The sequence below is a fragment of the Cutibacterium porci genome, assembly GCF_009696315.1.
GTDB lineage: Bacteria > Actinomycetota > Actinomycetes > Propionibacteriales > Propionibacteriaceae > Cutibacterium > Cutibacterium porci.
The window spans coordinates 378,372-393,278 of record NZ_VUMG01000001.1; the positions used below are offsets into that span (position 1 = coordinate 378,372).

12 protein-coding genes are annotated in these 14,907 nt (G+C 61.1%); 11 read left to right on the top strand and 1 reads right to left on the bottom strand.

Features of this window, described 5'->3' with window-relative positions; genetic code table 11:
- Positions 1–18 precede the first annotated feature (18 nt).
- From FYJ43_RS01590 to FYJ43_RS01615, 6 genes are all read left to right on the top strand, one after another.
- Positions 19–897, top strand: a complete 879-nt coding sequence (locus tag FYJ43_RS01590) for a class C sortase (RefSeq protein WP_229771553.1) — start codon at positions 19–21, stop codon at positions 895–897.
- 214 nt (positions 898–1,111) lie between these two features.
- Positions 1,112–1,531 (top strand): DUF5318 family protein, encoded by a 420-nt coding sequence (locus FYJ43_RS01595; RefSeq protein WP_154561358.1) that lies wholly within the window; start codon positions 1,112–1,114, stop codon positions 1,529–1,531.
- Positions 1,524–3,869, top strand: a complete 2,346-nt coding sequence (locus FYJ43_RS01600; protein WP_154561360.1) for a transglycosylase domain-containing protein — start codon at positions 1,524–1,526, stop codon at positions 3,867–3,869. Before FYJ43_RS01595 ends, FYJ43_RS01600 begins: the two co-directional genes overlap by 8 nt.
- 168 nt (positions 3,870–4,037) lie before the next feature.
- Positions 4,038–5,423 carry a hypothetical protein gene (locus FYJ43_RS01605; protein ID WP_154562106.1) on the top strand — a complete coding sequence of 462 codons (1,386 nt, stop codon included), beginning with the start codon at positions 4,038–4,040 and terminating at the stop codon, positions 5,421–5,423.
- A complete protein-coding gene (locus FYJ43_RS01610; protein ID WP_154561362.1) occupies positions 5,420–6,589 on the top strand; it encodes a glycosyltransferase family protein in 1,170 nt (389 codons plus the stop codon). Before FYJ43_RS01605 ends, FYJ43_RS01610 begins: the two co-directional genes overlap by 4 nt.
- The gene (locus FYJ43_RS01615; RefSeq protein ID WP_326833302.1) at positions 6,577–7,905 is read left to right on the top strand and encodes an O-antigen ligase family protein; all 1,329 of its coding nucleotides are present in this window, start codon (positions 6,577–6,579) and stop codon (positions 7,903–7,905) included. The genes FYJ43_RS01610 and FYJ43_RS01615 overlap by 13 nt, the downstream gene beginning before the upstream one ends.
- Positions 7,906–7,919: 14 nt before the next feature.
- Here the strand turns inward: FYJ43_RS01615 and FYJ43_RS01620 are convergent, their stop codons facing one another.
- Positions 7,920–9,155 carry a polysaccharide biosynthesis tyrosine autokinase gene (locus FYJ43_RS01620; protein WP_229771557.1) on the bottom strand — a complete coding sequence of 412 codons (1,236 nt, stop codon included), beginning with the start codon at positions 9,153–9,155 and terminating at the stop codon, positions 7,920–7,922.
- 96 nt (positions 9,156–9,251) lie between these two features.
- Between FYJ43_RS01620 and FYJ43_RS01625 the strand changes: the two genes are divergently transcribed.
- The 5 genes from FYJ43_RS01625 to FYJ43_RS01645 all read left to right on the top strand — a co-directional run bounded on the left by FYJ43_RS01625 (position 9,252) and on the right by FYJ43_RS01645 (position 14,860).
- Positions 9,252–10,613: a glycosyltransferase gene (locus tag FYJ43_RS01625; RefSeq protein WP_154561366.1), complete on the top strand. Its 1,362-nt coding sequence runs from the start codon at positions 9,252–9,254 to the stop codon at positions 10,611–10,613.
- Positions 10,610–11,950, top strand: a complete 1,341-nt coding sequence (locus tag FYJ43_RS01630) for an O-antigen ligase family protein (RefSeq protein ID WP_154561368.1) — start codon at positions 10,610–10,612, stop codon at positions 11,948–11,950. Before FYJ43_RS01625 ends, FYJ43_RS01630 begins: the two co-directional genes overlap by 4 nt.
- 105 nt (positions 11,951–12,055) lie before the next feature.
- Complete coding sequence (locus FYJ43_RS01635; RefSeq protein WP_154561370.1) at positions 12,056–12,673, top strand: acyltransferase; 618 nt, start codon at positions 12,056–12,058, stop codon at positions 12,671–12,673.
- A gap of 82 nt (positions 12,674–12,755) precedes the next feature.
- Positions 12,756–13,868: a DegT/DnrJ/EryC1/StrS family aminotransferase gene (locus tag FYJ43_RS01640; RefSeq protein WP_326833224.1), complete on the top strand. Its 1,113-nt coding sequence runs from the start codon at positions 12,756–12,758 to the stop codon at positions 13,866–13,868.
- On the top strand, positions 13,868–14,860 hold the full coding sequence (locus FYJ43_RS01645) for a Gfo/Idh/MocA family protein (RefSeq protein WP_154561374.1): 993 nt from the start codon (positions 13,868–13,870) through the stop codon (positions 14,858–14,860). Before FYJ43_RS01640 ends, FYJ43_RS01645 begins: the two co-directional genes overlap by 1 nt.
- Positions 14,861–14,907 lie beyond the last annotated feature (47 nt).

Here is a 14,907-nt window from a genome sequence, read left to right on the forward strand (position 1 = left end):
TCTGAATAGGATGCCATGATGACCAGAAGACGTGACTGCCAGGGTTCTGGCTCTGCGCGCCGACGTCGGTCCCTGCTGTGGATCGTCGTCGGGATCATGATCTTGCTGCTGCCGGTACCGCTGACCTTGTGGAATGACTACCGCGTTCATCAGATAGCCGAGCAGTACTCCCAACAGGCTGGCAACGGGGTCAACTCCGAGCAAAATGCCAAGCTGCTGCGTGAGGCCCACGCCTACAACGAAAAGCTAGCCCACACCGGGCATCATGCCCTGCCCCCTGAGCCTTCCACTCCCGGCTTCAATGACTACATGAAGACCCTTGTCATGCCGGGATCTGATGGGGCAATTGGTCGCGTCACCGTTCCCTCTGCGGGCATCGACCTGCCTGTTTACCACACGACGACGTCCGACGTACTCTACCGTGGGGCTGGACACATGTTCGGCTCCGACCTTCCTGTCGGTGGTGCCGGGACGACCTCGGTGATTTCAGCGCATACAGGTATGGTCAACGCATCCATGTTTGACCGGCTACCAACTCTTGGCAGAGGTGACGACGTTTACGTTACCGTGGCTGGCCAAACCTTGCGCTATAAGGTCCGCGACAGGCGCATTGTCGGTCCGTACGACTACAAGGCGATTACCTATGAGCGCGGTGTGGATAAGCTCGTCCTCATTACCTGCACCCCTTACGGCATCAACACGGATCGTCTACTCGTTGAGGCTGTACGAGTGCCTGGGACGGTTGCCTCACCACCGGACGGCTGGCATCTATCGCTCAGCTGGTGGATGATCCTCGACTTGCTGCTCATCGCTGCCATTGTGTGTTACTTGCTGATGTCGCGTCGTCGGCGCAAAAAGAAGGAACAAGAACCGCCGGTGGTCAGCGCGGTGCGGTGAACCTCCGCGAGCTCGGCGTAGGGAGTCGTCCGTGATCACGTCACGGGTCGGTGTGGTAAACGTGCTAGAAACGGGGTTCGATGCCAGCAGGGGTGGTAACTCCCCCCTCTCCCAACCCGATTTCCACACGGACTCGAAGCAGCCGCGGCGGAGGTTTCGGCCGTCGAACACGTGTCCTGGGGACGCGTCACAAGCACGCCGTACTCTAGAAGGTATGCAGACGCAGCGAAACGTGGTTTCCCACGCCCTGCAACGTCGTCACACTCTGGAGGCGTTGCGCAGCCCCCGGGTCGACCTCAACGCCCCGACGGCGTGTGACGCCGACCCTATGTTGGTGCGCGCCGCCATGCACCACGGCGAGCCTCTCGACCACGACTGCCCGGTCTGCGAGTCCCCTCGCCTCGTCCTGCTTCGGCACGCTTTTGGCCATCAGCTGGGCCAGTACTCGGGGCGCATCCACACCCTCGACGAATTGGAGGAGATGGAGCACCAGTTCGGTGAGTTCCACGTGTACGAGGTTGAGGTTTGCCCTGACTGTCTGTGGAACCACATCCTCGTCGACTATGTCCTAGGCGACGGTCGACGCCGTCGCCCACCTCGCCATCAGCCAACTGTGGAGGACATCTATGGCTGACCGCAAACCCGCTAGAAGATCGCTGAGGCGTCATGCGCCCGCGGCCAGTGCAAGAAGGACCCGCCGCGCTGCCACGTCGGAGCGCAGCCGGCACCCCAGGCTCAAGAAACTTCTCTTGAGCCTGCTCATTGCTATCCTGTCCTTGGCGATTATTGCCGTGATCGGGGTTTTTGTTGCCTATGAGCGCACCGAGCTCCCTGACCCCAACCGCGACTTCCAGACGAACACCTCGTTCATCTACTACCGTGACGGAACTCGCCTCGGATCTTTCTCGGTGCAGAACCGTCAGTCGATCCCCTACAAGTCGATGCCGAAGACGCTGCGTGACGCCGTTGTCTCGGCGGAGAATCGCACGTTTTGGTCCGATCCGGGTATTTCAGTGAAGGGCATGACGCGCGCCGCCTGGGCGATCGCGCGTGGCGGTGAAATGCAGGGTGGTTCGACAATCACCCAGCAGTACATCAAAGTGTTGTACCTGTCCCAGGAACGCACAATGAGCCGCAAGTTCAAAGAGCTTCTGCTGGCCATAAAAATGGGTAAGGAAGTCTCGAAGGAGGACATCCTCGCCGGGTACCTCAACACCATCTACTTTGGCCGGGGAGCATACGGCGCTCAGGCTGCCGCGAAGGCGTTCTTCTACACCGACGCATCGAAGCTCACCTTGTCTCAGTCGGCGGTGTTGGCCGCAGTACTCAACAGCCCGTCTAACTTGGATCCCAATGGTGATGTAGCCGCCCGTGAGAGGTTGCTGCAGCGGTACCGCTACGTCCTCGACGGCATGCGGGAGGCCGGCAATATCACCCAGGCTCAGCATGATGAGGCGTACCGGCAGTTGCCGGAATTCCCTAAGATCCCTGACTACAACCGATGGGCGGGAACCGACGGGTACCTCATGAAGATGGTTTACGACGAACTCATCGCCAAGGGGTTCTCAGACCAGCAGGTCAAGGGTGGTGGCCTCAAAGTCACGACCACGCTTGACCTTAAGGACCAGAAGGCCGCTGTGGCTGCGGGTCAGAAATACAAGAGGCTTGCGGGCCGTAACGCTGGTTCTCAGGCAGCCAAGAATCTGCATCCTGCGCTCGCCTCAGTAGACGTCAGTTCTGGTGGTGTCGTCGCTCTTTATGGAGGTGATGACTATCTCTCCAACACTCGAAATTGGGCGCGTACTGCGCGTCCGTCAGCGTCCACCTTCAAAACTTACGCGGTGGTTGCCGGGATGCGTCACGGATTTAGCTTGCGCTCTCAGCTAGAGGGAAACGCTTTCACCCCGGACGGTGACAGCACCGAGGTTCATAACGACAGCGACGCCAACTACGGCACCGTCAGCTTGCGTCAGGCCATTTCGAAGTCGATCAACACCGCTTTTGTTGACATGGTGTCGCGGACGAAAAATGGCCCGAAGGCTGTTGTGCAGGCTGCGACTGACGCTGGCTTGCCTCGAGGAACTGGGTGGGATTTGAACAACCGCATCGCCTTGGGGACTGCCGAGGTGAGTCCCCTCGCCCAGGCAGGCGGTTACGCGACGATTGCTCATGACGGCAAGCAGGTGATCCCCCACATTGTGGACAAGGTTGTCGATCAGTCAGGCAAAGTCGTCTACCGCGCTCCTCGACCGTCAAAGCAGGCTATCCAGGCCGATATCAGCCATGACGTCAGTTACGCTCTGCAGTCAGTGGTTGAGGAAGGTACAGGACGGATCGTCTCCGACTTCGACCATCATGTGGCGGGAAAGACGGGTACCTCGGGAGTCGGTGGGGAGGTGACAGCAGCATGGTTCGTTGCCTACACCAAGCAGATTTCGACGGCTGTCATGTTCGTGGCCGGGGACTCCGGCAATGACGACCTCGACCCCTACGCTCGTGAAGGAACGACCGGGTTCCATGGCGGTGATTATCCCGCTCGCACCTGGCTTGACTACATGCAGACGGCGATGGATGGCATGCCCGACAAGCCCTTTGCCGAGCCAGACTGGGTGAACCTCTCGGGCAAGCATTATGGCTCCACGCGCCGTCCGCAGGTGCCGGTCGCAGACGATTCCGGTGACGGCTCAGACCAGTCATCAAGCCAGGACGATCCACAGTCGCAGGATCAGCCGACGTCGACTCCGACTCGTACTTCTAGTTCGCGGCCGTCGTCGAAGCCTACGTCTGAGCCTTCCTCGACCAGACAGGCGCCAACGCCTACACAGGTGAGGCCCACGCACACGTCCAAGCCGACGCACACCTCGGTCCCGACGCAGACATCAAAGCCGATCCACAGCTCCACGTCTGGTCCGACGTCGGCAGAGACGACGCGCGGTGGGAGCCAACCGACTAGTCGGGCACACAATGGGTAGCCTGACGACGTGACCATCCCTGATCCGAAAGACGACGCCCTCGATGGCAGGCGCGGCGGCGCATACTTCAACGACGGATCCACGGGTTACGTGGCCCGCCGAGCCCTCGATGCTCCGCGACGATCCCGCGTGTCTCGGCTAGGACTGGACCGTCGTATTGGTGGACGCATGGGCCGTTATGCGTGGCCGCGTGGCATGTTCTTTGATCCTGGCCCCTGGGCCATCTTGAGCGCTATCGTCGTCTGGCTACTCACTATTTACCGTGTCACTCCGTGTGTACAGCACGATGCAGCGAAGGCCGTCGATTTCTATCAGCGGCAGTGCTATTCGGACATTCCGACGATATATCGGGTGTCAGGGATGGGTCATGGCGGGTCGCTGTTCGCGAACCCGGGTATTGCCCAAACCCCCCTCGTCACTGTTCTTATGGCATTTTGTCGCCGAGTGGTGTGGGCTTTCGGGGCAGAGGTTTCGCCGACGGCCACGGATCAGCAGGTTTTGGACGCCGCTAATGCTTACTGGGGAGTAGCTCAGATTGTGCTCTTCGTGGCGTTCCTAGCCGTCGCGATCTCCGTTATGTTGCTGGGGCGCGAATCAGACACGAACCTTCCGGTCGACGATATGGGCCGACCGACCCAGGCGCGACGCCGATCGTGGGACGTCTTCTGGGTGGTGTTGTGCCCGGCGGTGTATCTTGCTGGCCTCATCGACTTCTCCATGGTTCCTGTTGCCCTAGCGACGACGTCTATGCTCGCCTGGGCTCGTCGTCGCCCGTGGTTAGCCGGAGTCTTGATGGGGTTAGCGTGCGCAGGAAGCCTCCAAGCGGCCGTGGTCGCTTTCGCCGTCATGGTGTGCTGCTTGCGTGCCACACGGTTACCGGAACTGGGCCGGTATCTTTTGTCGGGATTCGTTGTGCTGGCGGTCTGCCACGTCATTGCGGCCCGTTTGAGCTTGACTACCTGGTGGGCCTACCTGCGCTCAACGTTTTGGTCGGGGACCGGTTTGGGGACGATCTGGTACGTCATCCAGGATTCTTCCGGCGCCACGATTCCTGGGATTGGCTGGATTACCGGCACCTTGACGGTCGGTGGTCTGCTCGGACTGGCATGGTTGTCGATGACGGTGCCGAGGCGCCCGCGCATCGCCCAAGTCGCGTGCCTGGCCCTGCTGATCCTATTCATCACCAATAAGGTGTATTCGCCGCAGTGGGTGCTCCTCCTTGTCCCGCTTGCAGCCCTAGCTCGCCCGGATCTGCGGGATTGGGGTGTGCTCATGGTGGGGGAGTGTTTTTACTCCTTGGCTGTGTGGGCCCATTTGGGTGGGCTTTCGCTGCCTGGCGGTTCTGACGCTGACATCGTCTATTGGGCGTCAATTGTGCTGCGCCTGGCCTGCGAAATGTGGTTCGCCTGGGGGGCTTTGGACGACATCCGACGCCCGTGGAATGACGTCGTCAGGGTGGGGTATGCCGACGACCCGACCGGTGGCATCCTTGATCACGCCCCGGATCCAACACCTGAGCCTGCCCAGGAGCCCAGCGCGGAGGCTGCTCAATGACGCGGCGCTCTACCACGAGGCGATCTGCTCGTGACACTGGTGGGCTGCTGGTGGCGCAGACGTGGTTGGGTAGCCGTGCGATCCTGCTGATTGTCGCCGTCGTCGTCATGGCGGGGTATCACCGCACGTTTTCTCAGGTGACGGGCAATTGGGACGTGCAGCACTATATGTCGATTGCGCGCAACGGATATGCCGATCCTCTCGAAATGGCGTTCTTCCCCGGGCTCCCGGCTTTATTGAAAGGCGGCAGCCTCCTCGGTATTCCTATGGAGGTCACCGGGGTAATCCTTGGTCTCATAGGTTCGGGTCTGGCTGCATGGGCTCTGTTCCGGATTGGCGGAGTGGTCCCCGCCTGCCTGTGGCTCATCGCTCCGACAACGGTGTTTACCGTTGTCGGGTACACAGAGGCACTGTTTTGTGCTGCTGCTTTTTGGGCTTGGGAGCGTGCTCGTGCCAAACGGTGGTGGTCGGCAGCCCTCCTCGCGGCAGTGGCATGCACGTTGCGAGTTTCTGGCCTCTTTCTGGTAGGGGCGTTGGCAGTATTGGCTGTCGTTGGTGATGGTGACGAGGGCCATCCAACGAGCCAGGCTGCTCGACGCCGCCGCACCACGGAAATCGTCAATCGATTGTCGACGCTGCTGGTGCCTACCGTTGTGTTAGCGGCGTTTGCGGGGTGGCTGCATCGACTGACCGGGTCGTGGACGGCATGGTCCCAGGCCCAAACGAAAGGGTGGGGGCGCGGCTTTACGACTCCGGTCGAGACGCTGCGCCATACCTTGCCTGCCACCCACGCCGAGACCTGGCAATCCACCTATGGTGCCGGAGCTACCGGGGTGGCGATCATGTTTCGCCTCGAACTCGTTTCGGTGGCGCTGGGCATCGTGGTGTTCCTGTATTGCCTTATTCGACGCCGGTGGGCCTCGGCATCGTGGGTGGGCATTCAAGTTGTGGCCTTCTCGATCGGGTACTGGTATATGAGCGTCAACCGGGCCACCTTGTTGTGGTTCCCGCTTTTCGTTGCCCTTGGCGAGGCTAGCCGAGGCCCATCTAAGCCCCCCGGCTTGGTGCTGTTGTGGCGGGGAATTATGGGCATCATCGTCGCTGTTGATCTTGCCGTCATGGTGTGGTGGGGCTGGCGATTCTTTACTGGGGGGTGGGCCAGTTGAGACTGGCATACGCGCGCGAATTCCGGGCCCTGCCGGTCGCCGAAAAAGTCACCGTGATAGGGGTCATCCTCGCGCTGTTTGTGATGCAATTTGTCGACACCCGGCACGGTCTATGGACTCCATGGACGGTATCAATTCAACTCGTGGTGTGCGCGGTCGCGACGGTATGCCTGGGCCCCGCTGCCTGGCGACGGCGGCATACCATGAGCCGTACAGGCTGGATTTTTGTCGCGGAGATCGCGGTCATCATCATGTGGTCCCTCGTATCCTCGATGCTTGCCCCGCAGGCCATCGTGTGGCGTACCACGGTGCCGCGAATCCACCAGGTGATGCCTCCAATCACGGCGTTGGTGACGATGACCGCCGCCCTTGAAACAGTTCTCGTCTTATCTGGGGAAGGTCGCCGACTAGCAGTCCTCGGCGGAGCTTCTGGAGTGCTCCTAGGAGCAGTAATGGACTGGCCGGTTCAAGCTGCGATCCACCGCAGTCCACGGCTTGCGAGCGCCATGGGCGGGTCAGCGGTTCTTCACGTCGCTGTGATACTCGCCGCCGGGGTGTTTCTTGACGGCTCCCGGACAGCATGCTCGAAAGGCCGACGCCTCTTCTTTGCCACTGTGGGTTGTGGTGCCCTCGTCATGGCTATCGCCACCGGTTCTCGCGCGGCTCTCATTGTTGTCGCGATTTTCGGCGCGTGGACGCTGGTAGCGTGGGGTCGCCAGCATCCCCGTTTCGTCGGGGGCCTGGCGGCAGCTATGGCGATAGCGCTGATTTCCCTTATTGCGTCAGTACCGGCTCTCAGACGCCTGGCAACCTGGACGTCTCCAGCTCGCCTTCATGCGGCTGAAGTCGGCTGGGGCGCAGTCTCAAGCTCGTGGACCTATCTACTCCTCGGGGTGGGGTCAGGTCGGATCTTCCCGTGGTACGCCATTGAGGATAAGTTTATTGCGGCTCCGGGGGCCGGAATCATTGGCACCCCATTTGGAACGGCCCTTAACTCCGCCCATTCGGTTTTCGTATTGGTGGCCTCCGAGCTTGGGGTGTTGATGTTTCTCGTGCTGTGTGCCGCGATCGTTGTGCTGTGGGGTAACGCATGGCGTGGTGTGCGGTCTCGCTCTGCGTGGGCTGTGACCTCGATGGCGCTTGCTGCCACGACGGTTGCATGGGGGTTCGACACCTACCTGTTGAAGAACTTCGCGGTCTCGACGTGGTGGTGGCTCGTGGCTGGCTCCGTGCTGGCATCTGGGGGCGAGTATCTCGGGCGGTACCGTCAGCGACTCGGCCTGATTCCAGTAAGTGACGGCTACCTGGCAGGGTAGCCGTCACGCGTGCGTCATCGACGAGCTAACACCACGCCGTCAAGGTGGGCGCGGGACATCGACAACAGCTCTAGATGGTCGCTGAGTGCACGTTTGGGAGTCACTGCCTGGCCCACGACGACAACCGCTGAGGTGGTCTTAGACGCGACCGTCAGGGAATCAGAGGCCTCGAACCCCGCTGCGGCATTCACAATCACGGTGTCGTAATGGGATCCGAGCTCCTGCAATAGAGAGGCAAATTTCTCGTCGCTGAGCAGCTCTCCGCTGTTATCGGTAGCGGTACCGGCAGGAATGACGTCGGCCTCGTCTTGTGTGCCTGTAATGAGGACGTCGGCGGTGGTGGCGCGACCGGCGAGTAGGTCAGACAATCCTGTGGTAGAGCGATCGAGGCCTCGCGCCTGTGTTGCACTGGCGTGGGCGAGGTCGGCGTCAATAAGGACGGTGTTGGTGCCGGTTCGGGTGAGGCTTCCGGCGACCGCGCTAGAGATTGCTCCGGCGTTGGTGCGTTCTGACGTCGGGCACAAGGCCACGGATCGGATGCCATCTCGGGCTGGCATGAAGGAGATGTTGTGGGCGAGCGGTGTGATCTCACTAGCGCTAGGAGATGTCGAAACTCGTCCTAGGATCGACGAGTCCACTACCTCAGCGATGTCCTCGGGGTCATGGATCGTGGTGGTGAGAATGGCCCGAACGAACAGGTAGATGAGTCCGACGAGGAGGCCGATAAGGATCCCGACCACGATGCTCTTGGTAATGGAGCGATCGGTTCCCTGCACTGGCGCGGTGGTGACGCTCGCGTGAACGATGGACAGCAGCGGCTTGTCACCCTTGGCGTGGGGTGCCTGCGATACGACTTTCTCAAGCTCCTTGACCAGGTTACTGACGACCCTCTTGGTGCTGGCTTCGTCATCGCTGGAATAGACGATTTGCATAAACATTGGTGACGGGGTCACCTTCACCGACTGCTCCAGGGATTTTGACGACACCGCTGGGTGCAAGCTGGCCCCGAGCGGCTCGAGGACGGCGGCAGAGGTGAGGTAATCCGAATACGAGGTGATGAGATGGGTGGTGTACTCCGATGCCGCAGACGGGTTATCGAAGGTTTGGAAAGCCTCTGACGTGAACATGACGTCGGCCTCGGCTTCGTAACTGGTGTGAGATATGGCGAAATGGCCGACTCCGGCAACGACCGCGACAATAACGGCGACAATCGCCGATGAGGCCAGAAAGTGGCGTGCGTTCCGGAACATTGTACGTAGCTGCATCCAACGACCGATCTGTCAAGGGTGGAGATGTGTATAGGCTGGAACAACCATAGCCCGTAGGACAACCAAGGAGCATCAGCCATGCGACGATCAGGCGCACTGTCTGGCGTGTCGGCACGCGCGCGAAAGTGGGTTACGCAGCGGCGTCGCCGTGACGGATCCCGCACGGGTGGCGGTGTTGACGGTCACGATCGGCCATTCGTTGTTTTGGTGACCTCACGGTTTCCCTACGGGTCGGCGGAGCAGTTCGCTGCCGCAGAATTACCGCATTGGGCTGCGCAGAATGTCGATTTTGTCATCCTTCCGGAGAAGAACGACACACCGAGTATTCACCCACGTGACCTTCCTGACGGTGTCACCCTCGACACTCGTCTGCTCGAAAAGTGGGGAAGTCTCGGGGGGCAAGTGCTGTCAGTTCTCGACGCCCTGACCTCCGGCGTCTTCTGGAGAGAGGTTCGCGATCTCGCCAGCTTGGGTCGTCTGGATCGCTCTCGGGTCGTCTTTGCCCTGAGGTCCTGCGCCCAGATCACCATGGTCCGACGCACCCTGGTCGAACTGTCGAGGGAGCACGACGGGATCGATCTCGTTTACACCTACTGGCTGTCCGTCTCGACCGTGGGCGCCGCTCTGGCGAAAAAGCAGGGGGTCGTGAGTCGCGTGGCGTCGCGAGCTCACAACGCCGACATTTACGAGGATCGTCACCCCCTGCGCCATCATCCTGCGGTGCGTCAGGTTGTTGACGAGGTCGACCTGCTGGCCCCGATTGCCGCCGACGGAGCCGAATTTTGCATCGATCGCTATGGGTTCGACGAACATCACGTGGTCGTCAGCCGGTTGGGTGTCGATATCCCTTCGCGTGATGCGTGGTCGCGTCCCAGCCCGGATGGCGTCTTCACCGTCTTTTCGGTGAGCACGATGACCCCATTTAAGCGGCTCGACCTGCTCATTGACTCACTCGCGGAGCTATCCGAACGTTGCGGCTCGACGACGTTGCGGTGGATTCATGCCGGGCAGGGGCGCCTCCATGACGAGCTTGAGGCTAGAGTCGCGCACAAGCTAGAGCCGGCTGGCGTCGAGGTGGAATGGCTGGGGCAGCTGGGGCATGAGGAACTCTTCGAGTGGTATCGCGGCCACGACGTTGATGTTCTCGTCAATACCAGCTCGTCGGAGGGCATCCCGGTATCCATGATGGAAGCGATGGCGCGAGGCGTCCCGGTCATCGGTACCGACGTCGGCGGGGTGCGTGAGATACTTCCGGATGGCTGGTTGATGCCATCTGATCCGTCAGCGTCAGAGGTAGCTGAATTCATTGCGGAGCGGATGACCGACGTCAAGTCGGACCAGATTCGTCAGGAGGTGGCCCGTTTGGTGGCGGAAAAGTACGATGCCAACCGCAACTTTGACGCCTTTGTCGACCGCATGGTGACGGTGGCGAAGGCATGACGACGCTGGCGCAGCGAGCGGCCCTACCGAGCTCCCAGCCTTCCCCGGTGGCGGTGTGGTTCGTCAAGTGTTTCCTGATATTGCTGCCGTTCGCGTCGGCGTGGGCGTCCACCATCACGATTGCCGGCCTGCCCCCGGTGCGCCTGCTGGTGGTGGCCCTGGTGGTGGCGGCCCTGGCTGCCCGCCCGAAGATCGAGGTAGTGTCGCAGGTTCTTATTGCCGTCGGCATGTTCTGGGTGGCGATGGGGCTCTTCCTCATGAAAAGCCCGGAGGGCCTCAAGGAAATTCTCGGCGTCGTCGTTGGCTTGTTGACGATGATCTCAGTGACTCTCGTCGGCCATGGCCTGTCCTGGATCATCCTGATGTGTCGGGCTTGGCTTGGTGGCGTCATCATCGCCATCATTCCCGGTTTCTACGAGATCGCCACCGGCAAGCACATGCCTAACTATCGTCTCGGCGCAGCAGAGTGGGTACGCAAGAGCGCCACGGACATCGCTTCATTTATGGTGAATCCGAACCTTTTTGCGTATTTCATCACCGCTGGGATGGTTGCCCTTATCGTGGGATGGCAACTTGAGAAGGGCTGGCTGAAGTGGACTTACGTCGTGGTGGCCTTGATGGTCCCCCCTGTGACGTGGTTTACCGGATCACGGTTGTGTGTGGCCGCGTGTGTGGTGTTGCTGGCGTGGATGTGCGTGCGGTCGCGAGTTCTGATGACGCTTGCGGCCGTAGGGGCGTGCGCCGGGGCTGCCGTCGTCGTCACCACCGGGATGGTCCCGGCACTTATCGCCGCTTACAACACGTTCGTCGAAAATCTGTCCTCAAACTCAGGCCAGACCCGGCTGCACCTGTACCAGAACGCCGGCTGGATGTTCGTTGATACCAAAGGGGTCGGTATCGGTCCAGGTCGTTACGCTCGAGACGTCGCCGACGCACCGTGGCGAACATATGGCGCTGTGGATCCTCATAACGGCTTCACTGAGGTTTTTGTGGGATATGGCCTCATGGTCGGCGTCGTCCTGGTGGCGCTGGCGCTAGCTACCCTTATTGCGACTCTCCGGCGCGCCGGTGGGCACCCGGGCCACATTGAGACGGTCCTGCTACAGGCGGTCGGCGTCAGCTTAGTCATATGCCCAATCTTGGCTTTGGCTAACAGCTCGTACCTCAAGGCTCCCGTGGTGTGGTGCCAGATGGCCACTATCGCATTGTGGTGCCAATATCTGCTCGCACCGGGGCTCGTCCCAAGACGGTCGGCGCGGTATGCCATTGACGGTACACAGCGGCTCCCCCGGCGGCGCCGAGTTCTAGCGCGGGCACTGTCAACCAGTCAGGTGTGAGGACGGTTGCGGGAGTGTTTCGGCTTGTCGGAGTGGCCCCGTCGGCGTCGTGTTCTTCACCCGAGTAGTCTGGCCCTGATGTAACCGGCATGAAAGGCGTCCCACATGGGTGAACCACGGATCATCGACACCGCCGATTTGGACGACGGTGTGACTATCGGCGACGGTTCGTCGATCTGGCATCTTTCCCAAGTTCGCAGCGAGGCCGTTCTCGGGCAGAACGTCGTTGTGGGCCGTGGTGCCTACATCGGCGAGGGTGTCCACGTCGGCGATAACTGCAAGATCCAGAATTACGCGCTGGTCTACGAGCCCGCGGAGCTGGAAGACGGTGTCTTTATTGGCCCGGCGGTGGTGCTTACTAACGATCACTTCCCGCGTGCCATCAACCCCGACGGCTCCCTCAAGTCTGCTGATGATTGGGAGCAGGTCGGTGTGACCTGCAAGCGTGGTTGCTCGATTGGTGCCCGCTCGGTATGCATCGCGCCCGTCACTATTGGTGAGTGGGCCACGGTGGCCGCCGGTTCTGTTGTCACCAAGGATGTCCCGGCATATGCCCTTGTGGCCGGGGTTCCAGCCCGTCGCATCAAGTGGGTGGGCCGTTCCGGTTTCCCGCTGGATCCCGACGGTGAGAATACGTGGGTCGACTCACGCACCGGAGACCGGTTCGTTGAGGATCCTGCCAGCGATACGCTGACACTGGTCAGCGAGGGCGGGCAGGCCTGAGCCCGTCGTCCCCCCAAACACCCTGTGGGTGCCGAGGCACCCACAAACCGGGCTTCCCGTCCGAATAGTTAGGAGCTTTTACGTGACCGCCCAGTTCATTCCTCCCGCCAAGCCGATCCTCGGTGACGACGAGCGCAAAGCCGTCGACGAGGTTATTGCCTCCGGCATGGTTGCTCAGGGTCCCCAGGTTCACGCCTTCGAGGATGAGTTCTCCTCCCAGGTCGTCGATGGGGTCCATTGCGTCGCCGTCAACTCGGGGACCTCAGCCCTCCACATCGGCCTACTCGCCTCAGGTATCGGTGAGGGCGACGAGGTGATCGTCCCCTCCTTCACCTTCGCCGCTACCGGCAACTCGGTCGCCCTGTCCGGCGCTAAGCCGGTGTTCGCCGACGTCGATCCGATCACGTTCACCCTCGACCCGGCGTCCATTGAGGCTTCTATCACCGACAAGACCGCTGCGATTCTGCCGGTGCACCTGTACGGTCTGCCGGCCAATATGTCGCAAATTCGCGCGATCGCAGATAAGCACGGCCTCAAGATTTTTGAGGATTGTGCTCAGGCGCACGCTGCCAGCATCGACGGCAAGCACGTCGGTACCTTCGGCACCTTCGGAGCGTTCTCGTTCTACCCGACCAAGAACATGACCTCTGGCGAGGGCGGCATGATCACCACCTCTGACGCGGAGGTCGCCCGTAAGGCTGCCATGCTCCGCAACCAGGGCATGGAGAAGCGTTACGCCAACGAGTACGTTGGTCTCAACAACCGCATGACCGATATCCATGCCTCTATTGGTCGGGTGCAGTTGACCAAGTTGGCCGGGTGGACGAAGACCCGTCAACAGAATGCGGCATTCCTGTCCCAGAACATCACCGAGGCCGTCACCCCCACCGTGCCGGAGGGGTACGTGCACGTTTACCACCAGTACACGATCCGTCTCGACGGAGCCACCGGCGATGAGCGTGACCGTTTCGTTACCGCCCTCAAGGAAGAGCACCAGGTCGGTTCGGGCGTCTACTACCCGATTCCGAACCATCGCTTGCCCTCACTGGCTCCTTACGCTCCCGGTCTGGAGCTGCCGAACACCGAGAAGGTCGCCGCTGAGTGCGTCTCGCTACCGGTCCATCCCTCCTTGTCCCAAGCTGATCTCGAGCGCATCGTCGCTGGTGTCAACGCCTGTGCGAAGGCAGGTGCCTGATGACGAATCTGCGCGCCGGCATGATCGGCATCGGATCAATGGGCAAGAACCACGTCCGCAATCTGCGCGCAATTGACGGCGTCGATCTCGTCGCGATTGCGGATGCCTCTGGCAAAGATCCATTTGGGGTTGCCGGTGACCTGCCCGTTCTTCCTGACGTCGACGCCGTCATCGAAGCGGGTGTCGACTACTGCGTCGTTGCCGCCCCGACGAAATACCACGAGGAGATCGGCCTCAAGCTAGCCGAGGCAGGGGTCCACGCCCTGATCGAAAAGCCACTGGCTTACGATACGGCGGCTGCGACTCGTCTCGCTGAGGCCTTTGAGAGCAGGGGCCTGATCGGCGCGGTTGGCCACATTGAGCGGTACAACCCGGCGTTGCAGTCGCTACGCAAGCGTTTGGAGAACGGCGACCTCGGTGATCTCTACCAGGTGGCCACCCGCCGTCAGGGGCCGTTCCCGGCCCGCATCGCTGACGTCGGCGTCGTCAAGGACCTCGCCAGCCACGACATCGACCTCACAGCCTGGGTCACCCAGCGTGAGTTCGAGCTCATCGCTGCCCGCACGATATTCAAGGCTGGCCGCGACTACGAGGACATGCTTTCGGCGACGTGCCAGCTCTCGGGTGGACTCATGAGCAACCACCTCGTCAACTGGCTGACCCCGACCAAGGAGCGTCGCACCTTCGTGACCGGCGAAAAGGGCATGTTCGTTGCCGACACCCTGACAGCTGACCTCACGTTCTACTCCAACGCCAAGGTTGCGACGGTGTGGGATGACATCGCCAACTTCCGCGGTGTTGCCGAGGGTGACGTCACCCGGTTCGCGATCCCGAAGCCCGAGCCACTGCGCACCGAGCACGAGAACTTCCGTGACGCCGTGCTGGGCAAGGATTCCGACATCGTGACGATGGCCCAGGGCGCCAAGGTCGTCCAGGTATGTGAGGCGATGATCACCTCTGCCGCTACGGGAGAATTCGTCAAGGTCTCCTGATATCACGACCCCCGGGGTTCATAGTCGTCAGGGTCATCGTCGGGCCG